This window comes from Mycolicibacterium austroafricanum, assembly GCF_902705885.1.
GTDB lineage: Bacteria > Actinomycetota > Actinomycetes > Mycobacteriales > Mycobacteriaceae > Mycobacterium > Mycobacterium vanbaalenii_A.
Map to the genome: position 1 here is coordinate 50,321 of NZ_CACSIP010000035.1, position 13,381 is coordinate 63,701.

Annotated in this window: 26 protein-coding genes; all 26 read left to right on the forward strand. The window is 65.7% G+C overall.

What is annotated here, in order from left to right:
• Window positions 1-166 precede the first annotated feature (166 nt).
• The 26 genes from BEMPMBAN_RS22460 (at window position 167) to BEMPMBAN_RS22590 (ending at window position 13,375) form a co-directional block, all read left to right on the forward strand.
• Window positions 167-349: a hypothetical protein gene (locus BEMPMBAN_RS22460; RefSeq protein WP_159233477.1), complete on the forward strand. Its 183-nt coding sequence runs from the start codon at window positions 167-169 to the stop codon at window positions 347-349.
• Window positions 346-1,275: a PD-(D/E)XK nuclease-like domain-containing protein gene (locus BEMPMBAN_RS22465; RefSeq protein WP_200846085.1), complete on the forward strand. Its 930-nt coding sequence runs from the start codon at window positions 346-348 to the stop codon at window positions 1,273-1,275. Before BEMPMBAN_RS22460 ends, BEMPMBAN_RS22465 begins: the two co-directional genes overlap by 4 nt.
• Window positions 1,272-2,279 (forward strand): phage-derived integrase/recombinase RecT, encoded by a 1,008-nt coding sequence (locus BEMPMBAN_RS22470; RefSeq protein WP_159233478.1) that lies wholly within the window; start codon window positions 1,272-1,274, stop codon window positions 2,277-2,279. Before BEMPMBAN_RS22465 ends, BEMPMBAN_RS22470 begins: the two co-directional genes overlap by 4 nt.
• A complete protein-coding gene (locus tag BEMPMBAN_RS22475; protein WP_159233479.1) occupies window positions 2,276-3,049 on the forward strand; it encodes a DNA translocase FtsK in 774 nt (257 codons plus the stop codon). Before BEMPMBAN_RS22470 ends, BEMPMBAN_RS22475 begins: the two co-directional genes overlap by 4 nt.
• Window positions 3,049-3,582 carry a RusA family crossover junction endodeoxyribonuclease gene (locus BEMPMBAN_RS22480; RefSeq protein ID WP_159233480.1) on the forward strand — a complete coding sequence of 178 codons (534 nt, stop codon included), beginning with the start codon at window positions 3,049-3,051 and terminating at the stop codon, window positions 3,580-3,582. Before BEMPMBAN_RS22475 ends, BEMPMBAN_RS22480 begins: the two co-directional genes overlap by 1 nt.
• A gap of 262 nt (window positions 3,583-3,844) precedes the next feature.
• Window positions 3,845-5,395 (forward strand): DNA cytosine methyltransferase, encoded by a 1,551-nt coding sequence (locus BEMPMBAN_RS22485; protein ID WP_159233481.1) that lies wholly within the window; start codon window positions 3,845-3,847, stop codon window positions 5,393-5,395.
• A complete protein-coding gene (locus tag BEMPMBAN_RS22490; RefSeq protein ID WP_159233482.1) occupies window positions 5,395-5,637 on the forward strand; it encodes a hypothetical protein in 243 nt (80 codons plus the stop codon). The genes BEMPMBAN_RS22485 and BEMPMBAN_RS22490 overlap by 1 nt, the downstream gene beginning before the upstream one ends.
• Window positions 5,637-5,987 (forward strand): hypothetical protein, encoded by a 351-nt coding sequence (locus BEMPMBAN_RS22495; RefSeq protein ID WP_159233483.1) that lies wholly within the window; start codon window positions 5,637-5,639, stop codon window positions 5,985-5,987. Before BEMPMBAN_RS22490 ends, BEMPMBAN_RS22495 begins: the two co-directional genes overlap by 1 nt.
• Window positions 5,987-6,454, forward strand: a complete 468-nt coding sequence (locus BEMPMBAN_RS22500) for an ASCH domain-containing protein (protein WP_159233484.1) — start codon at window positions 5,987-5,989, stop codon at window positions 6,452-6,454. The genes BEMPMBAN_RS22495 and BEMPMBAN_RS22500 overlap by 1 nt, the downstream gene beginning before the upstream one ends.
• Entirely contained in the window at window positions 6,403-7,002 is a 600-nt protein-coding gene (locus BEMPMBAN_RS22505; protein ID WP_337761922.1) for a 3'-5' exoribonuclease domain-containing protein, read from the forward strand. The genes BEMPMBAN_RS22500 and BEMPMBAN_RS22505 overlap by 52 nt, the downstream gene beginning before the upstream one ends.
• A complete protein-coding gene (locus BEMPMBAN_RS22510; RefSeq protein WP_200846086.1) occupies window positions 6,999-7,172 on the forward strand; it encodes a hypothetical protein in 174 nt (57 codons plus the stop codon). Before BEMPMBAN_RS22505 ends, BEMPMBAN_RS22510 begins: the two co-directional genes overlap by 4 nt.
• Window positions 7,172-7,483 carry a hypothetical protein gene (locus BEMPMBAN_RS22515; RefSeq protein WP_159233485.1) on the forward strand — a complete coding sequence of 104 codons (312 nt, stop codon included), beginning with the start codon at window positions 7,172-7,174 and terminating at the stop codon, window positions 7,481-7,483. The genes BEMPMBAN_RS22510 and BEMPMBAN_RS22515 overlap by 1 nt, the downstream gene beginning before the upstream one ends.
• Window positions 7,476-7,763, forward strand: a complete 288-nt coding sequence (locus BEMPMBAN_RS22520; RefSeq protein ID WP_159233486.1) for a hypothetical protein — start codon at window positions 7,476-7,478, stop codon at window positions 7,761-7,763. The genes BEMPMBAN_RS22515 and BEMPMBAN_RS22520 overlap by 8 nt, the downstream gene beginning before the upstream one ends.
• A gap of 127 nt (window positions 7,764-7,890) precedes the next feature.
• Window positions 7,891-8,316, forward strand: a complete 426-nt coding sequence (locus BEMPMBAN_RS22525) for a hypothetical protein (protein WP_159233487.1) — start codon at window positions 7,891-7,893, stop codon at window positions 8,314-8,316.
• An 8-nt stretch (window positions 8,317-8,324) separates the two neighbouring features.
• Window positions 8,325-9,167, forward strand: a complete 843-nt coding sequence (locus tag BEMPMBAN_RS32805; RefSeq protein ID WP_234897644.1) for a hypothetical protein — start codon at window positions 8,325-8,327, stop codon at window positions 9,165-9,167.
• Window positions 9,168-9,275: 108 nt separating this feature from the next.
• Entirely contained in the window at window positions 9,276-9,551 is a 276-nt protein-coding gene (locus BEMPMBAN_RS22535) for a hypothetical protein (RefSeq protein ID WP_159233488.1), read from the forward strand.
• Window positions 9,552-9,645: 94 nt separating this feature from the next.
• Window positions 9,646-9,813: a hypothetical protein gene (locus BEMPMBAN_RS22540; RefSeq protein ID WP_159233489.1), complete on the forward strand. Its 168-nt coding sequence runs from the start codon at window positions 9,646-9,648 to the stop codon at window positions 9,811-9,813.
• Window positions 9,810-10,133 carry a hypothetical protein gene (locus BEMPMBAN_RS22545; RefSeq protein WP_159233490.1) on the forward strand — a complete coding sequence of 108 codons (324 nt, stop codon included), beginning with the start codon at window positions 9,810-9,812 and terminating at the stop codon, window positions 10,131-10,133. Before BEMPMBAN_RS22540 ends, BEMPMBAN_RS22545 begins: the two co-directional genes overlap by 4 nt.
• A complete protein-coding gene (locus tag BEMPMBAN_RS22550; RefSeq protein WP_159233491.1) occupies window positions 10,130-10,327 on the forward strand; it encodes a hypothetical protein in 198 nt (65 codons plus the stop codon). The genes BEMPMBAN_RS22545 and BEMPMBAN_RS22550 overlap by 4 nt, the downstream gene beginning before the upstream one ends.
• The gene (locus tag BEMPMBAN_RS22555) at window positions 10,324-10,539 is read left to right on the forward strand and encodes a hypothetical protein (RefSeq protein ID WP_159233492.1); all 216 of its coding nucleotides are present in this window, start codon (window positions 10,324-10,326) and stop codon (window positions 10,537-10,539) included. The genes BEMPMBAN_RS22550 and BEMPMBAN_RS22555 overlap by 4 nt, the downstream gene beginning before the upstream one ends.
• Window positions 10,536-10,712 carry a hypothetical protein gene (locus BEMPMBAN_RS22560; RefSeq protein WP_159233493.1) on the forward strand — a complete coding sequence of 59 codons (177 nt, stop codon included), beginning with the start codon at window positions 10,536-10,538 and terminating at the stop codon, window positions 10,710-10,712. Before BEMPMBAN_RS22555 ends, BEMPMBAN_RS22560 begins: the two co-directional genes overlap by 4 nt.
• Window positions 10,705-11,142, forward strand: coding sequence for a hypothetical protein (locus BEMPMBAN_RS22565; RefSeq protein WP_159233494.1), 438 nt, complete (start codon window positions 10,705-10,707; stop codon window positions 11,140-11,142). Before BEMPMBAN_RS22560 ends, BEMPMBAN_RS22565 begins: the two co-directional genes overlap by 8 nt.
• Before the next feature lie 129 nt (window positions 11,143-11,271).
• Window positions 11,272-11,469, forward strand: a complete 198-nt coding sequence (locus BEMPMBAN_RS22570; RefSeq protein WP_159233495.1) for a hypothetical protein — start codon at window positions 11,272-11,274, stop codon at window positions 11,467-11,469.
• A 62-nt stretch (window positions 11,470-11,531) separates the two neighbouring features.
• Entirely contained in the window at window positions 11,532-11,726 is a 195-nt protein-coding gene (locus BEMPMBAN_RS22575; RefSeq protein WP_159233496.1) for a helix-turn-helix transcriptional regulator, read from the forward strand.
• Window positions 11,727-12,744: 1,018 nt separating this feature from the next.
• On the forward strand, window positions 12,745-13,134 hold the full coding sequence (locus tag BEMPMBAN_RS22585) for a hypothetical protein (protein WP_159233498.1): 390 nt from the start codon (window positions 12,745-12,747) through the stop codon (window positions 13,132-13,134).
• A complete protein-coding gene (locus BEMPMBAN_RS22590; protein WP_159233499.1) occupies window positions 13,127-13,375 on the forward strand; it encodes a hypothetical protein in 249 nt (82 codons plus the stop codon). The genes BEMPMBAN_RS22585 and BEMPMBAN_RS22590 overlap by 8 nt, the downstream gene beginning before the upstream one ends.
• The last annotated feature ends 6 nt before the right edge of the window (window positions 13,376-13,381 follow it).

Sequence of the window (13,381 nt, forward strand, 5' to 3'; positions counted from 1 at the left end):
ACGACGCCGCCCGCGAGGACACCGTGTACGCGGCGGAGCGTGACGAGGCCCGGTCGGCCCGTTTCGGGATGTCGGAGATGGAACGCGCCCGGTCGTGCCGCCATCAGGTGGGCCGCTCGGGTGCGTGCCGGCAGTGCGGTGAGCAACTAGTCACAAGGGACGAGGCATGACCGGCGATAGCTACGGCGAGGTGTATCAGGCGGGGATCGACGCTGCGATGACGGAGGTGTGCGCGGCGATGCGGGAGTGCGATGGCACCGCCGAGGACCTGTATCTGAGGGCGCGGGGTCGGGTTGCGCGGCATGAGCGTGGCCGCCGCGCCGCGATTGTTGCGGAGGCAGCGCGGTGACCGCGGTGCAGGCCGAGCCGGATGGCGTGTTCGCCGGGGTCGCGGAGGAGGCGTACCACGCAGACCGCAGCTCACTGTCGGTGTCGGGGGCGAAGCTGCTGCTACCCCCGAGTTGCCCGGCGAAGTTCCGGTGGTCGCAGGACCATCCGCAGAAACCGAAGCGGGTGTACGACTTCGGGCATCTGGCGCATCTGATGGTGTTGGGTGAGGGCGGCGAGTTCGTCATCTTGGATCCGGCGATCGTGGGGGTGAAGAAGGACGGCACCGTCGCTGACAGCCCACGTTCGACGGCCGGCTGGAAGAAGGCGGAGGCGGAGGCCCGCGCGGCGGGTGCGACGCCGGTGGGGTTGCCGGAGTGGGAGCTGGCCGAACAGATGGCCGAGCAGGTGCGCAACCATGCGGAGGCGGGTCCGCTGTTCGAGCGTGGGCATGCGGAGCGGTCGATGTACTGGACTGATGGTGACGGGGTGCGGCTGCGTGGCCGCACCGACTGGCTCACCACCGTCGATGACCAGCTCGTGTGTGTGGACTACAAAACGTCGGTGACGGCCAACCCTGACGCCTTGGTCCGCAAGTTTTGGCAGCTGGGCTACTTCATGCAGGCCGCCTGGTATCGGGACCTGTTGATCGCGCTGGGCCTGTCCGATAACCCCGACTTTCTGTTCGTCGTGCAGGAGAAGGAACCACCGTTCGAGGTGGTGGTGGTGCGTTACGACGACGACGCGATCGCGGAGGGCCGCCGGCTGAACCGGCAGGCGATCGACACGTATCGGCGGTGCCGCGACAGCGGTGTCTGGCCCGGTTATGCACCGGATACGACTGTGACGCTGAGCCTTCCGGGCTGGGCGTTGCGTGAAGCACAGGACTTCGCCGACCAGGCGGAGGCCGAATCACTCATCAACGAATTGGAAGGGATCTATCAGTGACCACCACGACCGAGGTCGCCACGAACGAGCAGAAGCAGCCGACGTTGGCGCAGCTGATCAAGCAGATGGAGCCGGAGATCGCGAAGGCGTTGCCGTCGCATATGAAGCCGGAGCGGATGGCGCGGATCGCGACGACGGTGTTGCGGCAGACGCCGGCGTTGGCGCGGTGCACACCCGAGAGCTTTCTGGGGGCGCTGCTGACGGCGTCGCAGCTCGGCCTCGAGCCGGGCCCGATCGGCGAGTCGTACTTTGTGCCGTTCGGCCGCGACGTCACGTTCATCCCCGGCTATCGCGGCCTGATCAAGTTGGCCCGCAACTCCGGGCAGCTCGTCGACATTTGGGCTGAGATCGTCTACAGCAACGACGAGTTCGACTACACGTTGGGTTTGCATCGCGATTTGAAGCATGTCCCGGCGAAGGGTGATCGGGGTGAGCCGACGCATGTGTACGCGGCGGCGGAGTTGAAGGACGGCGGGCATCCGTTCGTGGTGATGACGACCGCGGAGGTGGATGCGATCCGTAAACGGTCCCGCGCGAGCAGCAACGGGCCGTGGGTGACGGATTGGGCGGCGATGGCGCGTAAGACGGCGGTGAAGCAGCTGTCGAAGTGGCTGCCGTTGTCGGCGGAGTTCAACGCCGCGTCGGTGTTGGACGGCGCTGTCCGCACGGATTTGAAGTCGCAGGTGATCGATGTGGCCCCGGATTACGACGTCGACGGTGAGGTGATGCCGGACGATCAGCCGGCCGTGGAGGCGCCGAAGCAGCCTGCGAAGGGCAAGACGCGCAGCAAGGCAGCGGAGCCGCCGGCGGATGAGGTGTTCGCCACCGCGGACCAGTTGGCGAAGCTCAAGCAGATCCAGGACATGGAGAAGTACGACGACGACGGGTGGCGGGACTTCGTGGCCGCCACGATCCAGCAGGACCGGGTGGAGGCGATCGACAGGTTGACGCCGGAGCAGGCGCAGACCGTGATCGATCTGTTCGCTGAGGAGGCCGCGAAGTGACGATCTCGGTTGCGACAGCGTCGCTGGTGGACCTGCTGACCGATGCGCTGCACACCGCAGCGCCGCACACGGGTGGTGTGCACTTGTCGTCGCATCGGGCGCCGTGGAAAGAAGAACCGGGCGACGTGGATTTGTTGGCGGCGACGTCGACGACCGGGTCGGTGGTGGGACACATGTGGATTCCCGTCGAAGGGAATTTGACGTCGGCGGTGTGGCCGGTCGGGTCGACCACGACGGCGCTCGGTGTGTTGCGCCGGCTGGCGAAGAAGGGCGACAACCATTCCGTCGACATCGACATGTATCAGGCGGATCCGCCGGAGAACTTGAAAGAGGGTGAGCACCCGGGGTGGATTGTGACGATCGCGGAAACATCGGCGTTGTTTGATTCGGACACGGAGTTTCAGTTCCACGCCCATGATGCGTCGAAGTTTCCGCTGCGCCGCGCCGGGATGTTGTTGCGCGGCCAGATTTTGAAGGCCGACGACGACGAGGAGGATTACGCCGCTACACCTTTGACGTTGTGGTCGGCGGGCGTGATGGGGCCTTTGGTGAAGGTCGCGAAACGCCGCGGAGGCACGATCCGACTGTTCCGGTCATCGGATCAGCGGACGCAGCTGGTGCAGATCGGTGACACGTGGATCGGGGCCGCCTACCCGTCGCCGCCGCTGCCGGGTGAGCCGAAAGACGCCCCATCGATCGAACCCGTGCTCGACGGCGGGGAGTCGGCAGCTGGGCAGACCACGATCGACGACGAGCAGCCGGGCGACTGATGCCGACTCGTCTGGGTGAGCGGCCGGTCACGACCGTGGCGGACGCGGCGCGTGTCGGTGCGCTGCTCGCCGCGCTCGGCCTGGTGGCGGGCGAGCCGACGTTCACGTTGACGATTCCTGGTGTGCCGTATTCGAAGTCGCGGCCGCGTTCGGATATGAGGAACCGGCGGGTCTACCACGACCCCGCGGACGTGGCCGCCGAACGCACGACTGCCGTGTATCTGCGGGCCACGGTGCGGGAGCCGTTCACCGGGAATGTGGCGTTGGCGTGCCTGTTCTACCGGCCTACCCGCGGCGTCGTGGACGTCGACAACCTTTTGAAGCATGTGGCCGATGCAGGTAATCCGCCGGCGCGCGGCGCACTGGGTGTGCTGTGGGCCGATGACTGCCAGTGCACCGCGCAAGCCGGTCTGCTGTTCCTCGACCGGAACGAGCCCCGAACCGTCGTCGCGGTCGGTGTGCACGACACCAATCTGACCCGGGACTACTCCGTCCCGAAGAAGCCGAAAGGTGCTCTGCCGTTATGGGATTGAAACGACCACATCTGGTTGACCAGAAGGAGAACGCTACCGGCCAGTTTTGGTACACGGTGCGGGGCGGGAACGGGGCGAATCTGTTGACGTCGGAGATGTATCCGACGCGGTCGAACGCAATTCGGGCGGCCCGCCGCTACATCGCGTCGATCGATCCGGTGCCGGTGCGGTTCACGTACTGGACAGGGTTGACACCCGTAACCCTCGCTGGCTGGCACGCGCCGTCCCCGACAGCACGGCGACAGGTCACGGAGCGGATCCGGTGATCACGCTCACTGATCTGTTCTGCGGTGCGGGTGGCAGTTCGACGGGTGCGATCGCGATTCCCGGCGTCTCGGTTCGGATCGCCTCGAATCACTGGGATCTCGCCGTCGAAACTCACAACTCCAACCATCCCGACGCTGACCACCTGTGCGCCGACCTGTCGCAGATCAGCCCGCGATACTTCCCACGCACTGACATTCTATGGGCGTCACCGGAGTGCACGAACCACAGCGTGGCCCGCGGGAAGAAACGCGCTGACGCGCAGCCGGATCTGTTCGGGGAGGTGTTGCCCGATGCGGCGGCCGAGCGGTCCAGGGCCACGATGTGGGATGTTCCGCGGTTCGCCGAGCACCACCGCTACCAGGCGGTCATCGTCGAGAACGTTGTCGACGCTTGGAACTGGGAACCGTTCCGGGCGTGGCTGATGGCGATGGACTCTCTGGGCTACGAGCACCACGTGGTGTTCCTGAACTCGATGCACGCGCAGACGTTCGGGCTGGGCGCGCCGCAGTCCCGCGATCGCATGTACGTGGTGTTTTGGCGCAAGGGCAACCCGATGCCCGACTTCGTGCGCGTCACCAGCCCCGCCGCGATCTGCCCTGACTGTGGCGCGGTGCGGGCTAGGCAGGTGTTCAAGAATCACGACCGCGCACCGTGGGGCCGGTACCGGTCGCAGTACGTGTTCCGCTGCCCGAACATTAAGTGCCGGAATCAGATCGTCGAGCCGTCGTTCCGGCCTGCCGCCGAGATCATCGACTGGGCGCTACGCGGACAGCGCATCGGTGACCGTGCTCGGCCGCTGGCGGACAAGACGCTCGCGCGGATCCGCGCTGGGATCGAACGCTATTGGGCACCGCTGCTGGTGCCAGTCGAGGGCCGCGACGGGAAGGCTGCCGTTCCGATCGACCAGGCCGCACGAACTATGACCACCAGGAACGAGACGGGCATGGCGTTCCTGACCCAGTTCCGCGATCGGGTGCGCGACCTCGACCCTCACCGCGATCCCCTGACCACCGTGGTGGCAGACGGCGCGAATCACGGCCTGGTGGAGCCATCCGGGGCGTTCATCGCGGAGCTGCGGGGTGGTGGATCGAAGCACCGCCCGGTCTCCGATCCGCTGTGCACTGTCGTCGCGAACGGCAACCACCACGGCCTCGTCACCACGTACTACGGCAACGGCGGCACCCGCCCGGTCGACGAAGCACTGGCGACTGTGACAGCGACCGAGCGGCACGCGCTGCTCATGCGGAACAACTCATCGAGGAGCGGTGACGGCTCCGAGATGGTCACCCCAGCCAGGGAACCGGCCCGCACGATAACCACCACGGGCTACCAGTCACTACTGGCCGCCGAGCGACCGACCATCGACGTCGACGAAGTCCTGTTCCGGATGCTCGAACCGCGCGAGATCACCGCAGCCATGGACTTCCCCACTGCCTACGTGATGCTCGGCAACCGGCGCGAACAGGTGCGCCTAGCCGGGAACGCGGTCACACCTCCCGCCGCGAGGGATCTTGTTGGCGTCGTGGCTGAATCGCTGGGGGTCTGATGGACATCTACATCGTGATCGATGAATCCCGGGTTGTCGGCGCTAGCGCCCGTTTGCAGGGTGCGGAGTTGATCCGTGCGAAGGCAGCCGTCGAGTCGGCCGATTCGGGTGCGCGTGTACGGGCGGGGTTGCCGCCCAGTGTGATCCCGGATCGTGAGTCGGAGGCGTGGCGCGCCGACCATCGCGCCGCCTACGACCGGCTGCGGATCGAGAACCATGAACTACAGGACATGGACGACTGATGCCCATCCGTCCTGAGAACAAGCACCGGTATCCGCCGGACTGGAAGCAGATCAGTGAGCGGATCCGGTTTGAGCGCGCTGGTGGACGCTGTGAGTGTGAGGGGGAGTGTGGGCGCGGCACCCATGAGGGTCGCTGCCCGAATGTTCACGGGTTGTCCGCTTACGGCACCGGCAGCAAGGTTGTGCTCACCGTCGCGCACCTGAACCACACACCGGAGGACTGCGGCGACGCCAACCTCCGCGCGATGTGCAACGGCTGCCATTTGCACTACGACCGTGAGCACCACGCCCAGACGGCGCAACGCACGCGCACGGCGGCGCTCGAAGCTCAGATGGAGGCGATGTTCTGATGCGCGCGTTGACTGTTCAGCAGCCGTGGGCGTGGGCGATCTTCAACGGTAAGAGGATCGAGAACCGCACCCAGCTGTGGCGCTATCGCGGTCCGCTTGCGATCCACGCGGGGCAGCGTCTCTCTGATCGCGGCATGGGGGACGAGCGCATCCACCGGGCGGTGCGGCATTGGCAGCGCGGCGTTGTGGCACACGGGGGCGCTACGCCGCTGCTGCGTGACGCGCTGGAGTACGGCGTCGTGCTTGGGGTTGTGGATCTGGTCGACTGTCACCCCGACGCTGGCTGCTGCGCCCCGTGGGGTGAGCAGGCCTACGTCGAGCACGGCGGCCGTGAGCGTCGCCGCATCACCCACTTGGTGCTGGAGCGCCCCCGTCTGCTGCCTGAGCCGATCCCATGCAAGGGGCTGCTGGGGTTGTGGACCCCGCCCGCCGATATCACCGCTCAACTCGAGGAGCTGACTCGATGACCAATGTTTGCTACGACACCGAGTTCCTCGATGATGGCCACACTATCGAGCTGATCTCGATCGGGATCGTGACCGACCAAGCCAGGGGCGAAGGGTACTACGCGGTCAACGCTGAGTGCGATTTCGAGCGCATCCGTGATCACGATTGGTTGTGGGTCAATGTGGTTCCGCACCTGCCGACAACAAAGACGGACTGGACGGACCCGAATCACGGCCGTCTAGTCACGAGGCTGGACCGCCGCGCTGCGTGCGTGAAGCCCAAGTGGGTGATCGCGAATGAGGTGCGCGACCTGATCTTGCGTCGCACCGTGAAACCGGATCTGTGGGCGTACTTCGCCGCCTACGACCACGTGGCTCTGGCGCAGTTGTGGGGACCGATGTCTGATCTGCCGGACGGGATCCCGATGTACACCCACGATCTGAAGCAGGAGATGGACCGTCTGGGGGTGCGGTCCGATGTGGTGCCGAAACCAGAGAATGTGCACGACGCGCTCGCCGATGCCCGCTGGAATATGGCGATGCTGCGTCACCTGAAGGCGCTGTCATGAGTTTCACTGCTGCGTATCACGGCGCGTGTGGTTACGGGGATCGGATCGAGCCGGGCGACCAGGTGGTGTACGAGGACGGCGAACTGGTGCACGTCGGCTGCGCGAACATCGATGTGGCGGAGACGCCTTGTCGTGACTGCAACCTGGTGCACGCCGGGAGGTGCTTCTGATGAGTTTGCATGTGCGTTTGCGGATCAACAGCGATCTGGTGGAGGCGGTGGAGATCACCCGGGACCACGACGATAACGGCACTGATGTTGATGCGGTGAATGTTGGTGAGTTGTGGTTGTCGGCGCACGCGGAGGGGATGCGCAACGGCCTGGAGTTGGCGGCGTCGCTGTGCAACGACCTCGCTGGCGAGCGGTCGGGTATTTCGGAGGCGGCGTTGGAGAACGCCCGCGACGAAATCCGGCTACTGGCCCTGCAAATCGCCGACCCTGACGCGACCAACGTCGACACCCCGGGAGACCCTGATGCCTGACCTTACTCAGAACGAGCTCGACGCTATCGCCGACGCGCGAAACCTGTTGGAGTCGTACGGATTCGTGGTGTTGCGCGAGAAGTCGTACCGGCAGGCCCAGGAGCGGCAGCGGGTGGCCGAGTGCTACCGAGACCGCGAGATAGAAGCCGCTGAGAGTGCGCGTCACTGGGCACGTAACTGCCTTGATGAAGAGCGGCGAATACGTGATCGGTGCACGTTCCTGTACGGCGCCGCGCGGGCCGCGGGTTGCTCGGTCGAGGAGTTGAGTGGCCATGCCTGAGTGTCCGACGCCGGCGAAGAAGGCGTTCCGGTCGAAGGCTGCGGCGTGCCGGTTTCAACGCCGCAACTATAACGGGCCGGGTAAGGACCGGTTGTGGCCGTACGAATGTGTGTGCGGTAGTTGGCATTTGACGCACCAGACGCCCGCCGAGCAGGCGCGGATCGCGGCCCGCGTTCAGGCGGCCCGGCCGCGGACGGTGTTGCGGATCGTGTGCCCCCGTGGCTGCGACCAGTCGATCAGTGTGGTGCGCCCCGACCTCGAACCGCTACCGCAGGTCCCGGACCCTGACCGGCGCTCCCCGTATCCGAACCCGCAGGAACGGGCGTGGTTCGAACGCACCGGGCAGGCCGTGTGTGAGGCGCTGCTCGCGCACGCGCTGTTCGAGTGCACCGCGTTCCAGGCCGAGGACCGCGACTGTGGGCACCAGCAGGGCGCCTACCAGTGCAACCTCAGCGCCGGACACCACGGGCGGCATGAGGTGTTGGAGTACATCGAGGCCGAGGATCGCACCGTCACCGTCGCGTGGTGGCCCAACCTGCAGGCCGTCCAGTGAGCGCGGCGATGTCAACACCGGAGCTGTTGGGGCGTCTGCAGCGGCACTACATCAAGCCCGGGCTGTCGCTGCCGGGCGGCATATTTCTGCCCGAGGTCGGCTGGAACGGCGGCGCGGGTGGCGGCTGTGACGCCATCTACGTGGGGTTCACCACCACCAGCGGTCGCATCCTTGTCGGCCACGAACTGAAAGTCAGCCGTGCTGACTGGCTCAACGAGCTCAACAAGCCCGGGAAGTCCGATCCGTGGGCCGATCAGTGTCACGAATGGTGGCTTGTCGTCAACGATCCGGCGATCGTCCACCCGGGCGAGTTACCGGCGCACTGGGGGCTTATGGTGCCCGGCACGTCGAAGACTCGCATGAAGATCCACACCCGCGCGGTGCGGAAGGATCCGACGACGCACTGCCCGTCGTGGCAGGCGGTCCGGTCGATCATGGCCCGCCAAGACACCCTGCGGTCGCAGGCCATCGCCAATGTTCGGAACGGCGCGCGTGAGGAAGCCGGCCGGGAGTTGAGGCAACGCGTCGAAGATGAGGTTTCGCGCCGCATGCGCAACGCGCCCGACGCCGAGCTGCTGCGGGAGCAGATGCGCCAGATCACCGAGGCGTTGGGTGGGCAGATCTTGTTCGACGACCGGCCCCGCGGCTACTACTACGGCCGCGAGATCGGCCTCCCTGAACTGGCGGCCATCGGGGAGTTGTGCCGGGAGCACCGCAACCTCCGCAAGGCCATCGACGACCTGACCGCCGGATACACGATCGGCAACGTCCGCCGCGCGGTCGATCAGCTCGAGCGGGCGATCGTGAACCTGCGGGCCGTGCCCGGGCAGCAGATGGAGCTCACATCATGACCGCGCCGACCCCGACGCGGCGGAGCGGTTTGATCCCGCCGCGCTCACCGACGCTGAACGCACCGAACTACTCACCCTCGCAACCCGACTAGTGAACTGGAGCCACCCATGACCATTGACCGTGAAGCACTCAATGACGAATTCCGTTCTGAGATAGAGAAGTTGCTACGCTCCGGGATGCCGGACCTGGTCGTCGAGGGTTACATGAAAGCCAAGGTGAGAACCCTCGCTGACCGGCACTCAGCCGAGCAGTGGCGCGACCTACGCGCCTACGTCGACGAGGTGGGCGAGCAGGCGCACCAGGGTGACCCCGTCAAAAAGGCGCGCGTCGACCACTTCAACGACATGTTCATCGCCGAACTGAAGAAACGGCAGGGTGTCTGATGTTCGAAAATGTGAACGATGCCCGTGAGTTGATCAACCAGGCGGTCGGCGCCGGCTCGGTGTGCTGGGTCGGCGGCACCGGCCAACTCTCATCGTGAACTACCGCACCGCGATGGCGAAAGCGGCTACCGAGGGTCAGGACGAAGCCGTCACGTTGGCTAGCATGGCCTTGGCGCTGAAGGGCATCATGGATCAGCCTGGCGGCGCCGAGCATGTCGCCGTCAGCCTCGTCGTCGCGGTCTCTCGGCTGGCCCGCCGATGAGCCTGCCACCCACGTTGACGTACCTGCACCGGCGGACCCGCGCCTCGTTCAGCCACGCCGCGCTGGCCCGTGACAACCGGTGCCTGACACGCGACCCCAGCGACTACTACGGCCGGCACCGCCGCGGCAACAGCCACGAACTGTGCAGCCTTTGCCGGCTCCGGGAAACCCGCGACCCGTTCGGTGTCCTCCCCCCCGTCGTGTGCGGGCACCGCCTCGACGATCCGCAGAAGCAGTCATCGAACTACGCGTGGCAGCCCGGCATGTCGCCCTGGCCCGGCGGCGAACCACCCACCCTGAGAGGAACGTTCGACCAATGAGCCACCACGTCACCGTCCCGCAGTTCTTCCTGAAAACGATCCGCGTGTACAGGCGTGTCGAGGTCGACGCCGACACGCACTGGCTGCCCGCGGGCCACTGGTACCGCCGCCGCGACCTGACCCGCCTCACCGGTTGGCGGCTCGTCCGGCACCGGATCCTGTGGGGATTCACCGGATTGATCGACGCCCGATGAGCGCCCCCACCGGCGGCACCTACACCATCGGCAGCCGGACATTCGACCACCGGGGCAACAAGATCGGCCCGCCCTACCCTCTGGGGTCACCGGAACTGCGCCAACACATCGCCGACATGGTGTGGCAGTCCCAGCTCACCCCGTACCAGCGCCTCCAGGTCGACGGCGACGTCCCACGGTTCCTCACCGCCACCCGAGAAGACGAAACGTGAGCGCCGCGTTGGACCGGGAGTTGTACGTGTGCCCCGCAGAAAACCTCAACCGCTGCGACCTCATCGGCCCCTACCGTGTCGCACCCCACCACCACTGCGACAACGACCAGGACCACCAGGGCGCCCACGAATGCGCCTGCGGACACCGATGGGCCGAGGCCGACGATGCGTGAGATCCACGTTGTGACCGGCCACCGGCACCGCCTACAGGCCATCGGGATCGGCGACGACCGCCGCTGGCGCATCATCTGCCCCGACGGCGGCCAGAACTGCGAATGCTGGATCGAATGCCAAGAGGCACACCCCTGCAACTGCGGCCCCCACCCCCACGATCAGCACTGCGCCCCCGACTGCGACGAGGATCATTCGCTCGAGTGCGACGAGTGGTTGTGGAACGACGAAGAACTCCACGGCCAGGAACACCGCTACGTCAGCGACATGCTCTGCATCCGCGATTCCGGCTGCTGGATGCCCCACTGGGGAATTGAGTTCGACAACCCCCAGTCGTTGCCGCCCGGCGTCTACGACTTCGACTACGAAGACCCCGACGATGATATGGGCGGCACGCTGTACATCGTCGCGATGAGGCCCGCCGATGACTGATCCGCGGATCCGGTTGCTGTTCACCCCCAGCCAACTCCGATCATTCGGGCGGTGCCCGGACTGCGGATTCCATCCACCGACACAAGATCACCACCCCGACTGCCCGACCCAACCAGAGAAAGAACGTCCATGAAACTGTTCCGCCGCAACCGCAAACCCTCACCACTGGACACTCTCGCGGCCCAGATGAAAGCCCAACCCGGCGTGTGGTTCGACTACCCCGAAGACACCATGCTCCTCGGCCGCGAAGCGTTCTTCGCCTACGAAGTCATCGCCGACCCGACGAGGGGCACCGTTCTGATCCGGCGCCGACTCGACGCCGGATAACCCGGTGCACCCCCAACGACTACACAACAGGACGGCAATGGAAACCCAACAGGGAGTGTGTGATGCGTGAGCGGCGATGGGCGACGAAACCCCAAGCGGCACAGTACGCCGTTGTCCACCCGAACACGATCGACAACTGGGTCGCCGCCGGTTTGATCCGGGCCTACAAGCTCGGGCCCCGGCTGGTGCGCTACGACCTCGCCGAGATCGACGCCATGAGCACCACAACGGCTGCTGCGCGGGAGGTGGCCGAGTAATGCCACGCATCCGCACTCTGAAGCCGCAGTTCTGGGATTCGCCGTCCACCGCCCGCGCGGATCTGGCGTGCCGGCTGCTGTTCATGGCGATGTGGAATTGGGCCGACGACGCCGGACGCGGCACCGCGAACCTCAAAGAACTCGAGGCGTTCGCGTTCCCCAACGACGACGTGACACAGCTCCCGAGGCGGAGTTGCCGAAATTCGGCGGCAGTGTGGCCGAACTTTGCCGAGCTGTTTTCCGAGACCGTTTCGGCCTACGGAGTGACCCTCTACGAGGTCGCAGGCCGCCGATACTACGAAATTAGCTCATTCCGCATCCACCAGAGCAAGCACTTCAAATCAGAGTCATCACTACCCGGCCCCGCCGACGGCCAAATATGGGACCTGGCCAGCGAATACAGCACCCACACACCAACCCCGACAACCCCACCCGCCGAACTTCGGGCGCACAGTAGCCGAAATTCGGCGCTTAGCCGCCGAGATCCGCCGTTAGATAGGGATAGGGATAGGGATAGGGATAGGGATGTCGTCTACGACGACCCCGCGCGCGAAACCGACGAACCACCACCCCCCGAACCGCCCTACGACCCCGACGCCGAACCACCACAAAACGCCGTCGCCGTCCAAGCCCCCGAACACATCGACACCCCCAACACCCGACCCCGCCGCACACCCAGCAACGCCGCCCAAACCCTCGTACGCCAAGAACTCGGCGACATCGGAAACCCATACCCCCGAACCACCCACATCCGACTCGCACTCCAAGTCGAAACCCTCATCCGCGAAAACCAAACCGACACCCGCATCCGCCAAGCACTCAAAGAGTGGGACCACCGCGACGACTGCACCANACCCGAATACCTCCCCACCGTCCTCGCAGACCTCGTCAAAGCCGAACGCGCACAACCCGGCAACAACGGCCGCCCACCCAACAAACTCCGCGCCACCGCCACCCTCGCCGCCACCCAACGCGCACGCGAAAACGCCCACACAACCAACCCACCGAAGGAACTCGAATGATCACCACAGCCGACGCACTCGACGTCATGACCGAAGTAGCGGCCTGCCACCACCGCACCGCCCCCCGCATGGACGACGAAGAAGCCGCACTCGTCACCGCCACCATCTGGGCACGCCTGTTCAACCATCACCACCTCGAGCAGCCCGACCTACTCGCCGCCGTCGAAAAGCGCGCCGCCGAAGGCCACGTCGACGCGCCCGAACCCGCCGAAATCATCACCTACGCCCGAGCCATCCGACGCGAACGCAACGACCGCACCGGCCCCACCCCCGAATACCAAGCACTCTGCGAATCCAAAGGCGCAGACACACAAGAACTCGCCGCCAACCGAACACGCCTCGCCCAACTCGCCGCCGGAATCGGAAAGACCATCGACGATGCCTGACGAAATGCGACTCGACGAAAACAGCCGCGTCATCCTCGACCCCCAACCACCCGACCACCGCCACCCCCAAGCCATCCAAGCCTGCCCGCTCTGCGACACCGAAGGCATCCGAGGCGGATTCCCCTGCCACCACACCGACCACGCAGCCGCCGCCAAACGCGGAAAAGCCGCCTGCATCGCCCAACTCAAAGCCAAACGCACCCCAACCGACACCACCCAGCCCGAAACCCACCCCCAATGACAACAC

Coding starts and splice junctions, on each gene's coding strand:
- BEMPMBAN_RS22460 (WP_159233477.1), top strand. CDS start 167: ATGACCGGCGATAGCTACGGCGAGGTGTATCAGGCGGGGATCGACGCT.
- BEMPMBAN_RS22480 (WP_159233480.1), top strand. CDS start 3,049: ATGCCGACTCGTCTGGGTGAGCGGCCGGTCACGACCGTGGCGGACGCG.
- BEMPMBAN_RS22490 (WP_159233482.1), top strand. CDS start 5,395: ATGGACATCTACATCGTGATCGATGAATCCCGGGTTGTCGGCGCTAGC.
- BEMPMBAN_RS22495 (WP_159233483.1), top strand. CDS start 5,637: ATGCCCATCCGTCCTGAGAACAAGCACCGGTATCCGCCGGACTGGAAG.
- BEMPMBAN_RS22500 (WP_159233484.1), top strand. CDS start 5,987: ATGCGCGCGTTGACTGTTCAGCAGCCGTGGGCGTGGGCGATCTTCAAC.
- BEMPMBAN_RS22510 (WP_200846086.1), top strand. CDS start 6,999: ATGAGTTTCACTGCTGCGTATCACGGCGCGTGTGGTTACGGGGATCGG.
- BEMPMBAN_RS22515 (WP_159233485.1), top strand. CDS start 7,172: ATGAGTTTGCATGTGCGTTTGCGGATCAACAGCGATCTGGTGGAGGCG.
- BEMPMBAN_RS22520 (WP_159233486.1), top strand. CDS start 7,476: ATGCCTGACCTTACTCAGAACGAGCTCGACGCTATCGCCGACGCGCGA.
- BEMPMBAN_RS32805 (WP_234897644.1), top strand. CDS start 8,325: ATGTCAACACCGGAGCTGTTGGGGCGTCTGCAGCGGCACTACATCAAG.
- BEMPMBAN_RS22535 (WP_159233488.1), top strand. CDS start 9,276: ATGACCATTGACCGTGAAGCACTCAATGACGAATTCCGTTCTGAGATA.
- BEMPMBAN_RS22545 (WP_159233490.1), top strand. CDS start 9,810: ATGAGCCTGCCACCCACGTTGACGTACCTGCACCGGCGGACCCGCGCC.
- BEMPMBAN_RS22550 (WP_159233491.1), top strand. CDS start 10,130: ATGAGCCACCACGTCACCGTCCCGCAGTTCTTCCTGAAAACGATCCGC.
- BEMPMBAN_RS22555 (WP_159233492.1), top strand. CDS start 10,324: ATGAGCGCCCCCACCGGCGGCACCTACACCATCGGCAGCCGGACATTC.
- BEMPMBAN_RS22565 (WP_159233494.1), top strand. CDS start 10,705: ATGCGTGAGATCCACGTTGTGACCGGCCACCGGCACCGCCTACAGGCC.
- BEMPMBAN_RS22570 (WP_159233495.1), top strand. CDS start 11,272: ATGAAACTGTTCCGCCGCAACCGCAAACCCTCACCACTGGACACTCTC.
- BEMPMBAN_RS22575 (WP_159233496.1), top strand. CDS start 11,532: ATGCGTGAGCGGCGATGGGCGACGAAACCCCAAGCGGCACAGTACGCC.
- BEMPMBAN_RS22585 (WP_159233498.1), top strand. CDS start 12,745: ATGATCACCACAGCCGACGCACTCGACGTCATGACCGAAGTAGCGGCC.
- BEMPMBAN_RS22590 (WP_159233499.1), top strand. CDS start 13,127: ATGCCTGACGAAATGCGACTCGACGAAAACAGCCGCGTCATCCTCGAC.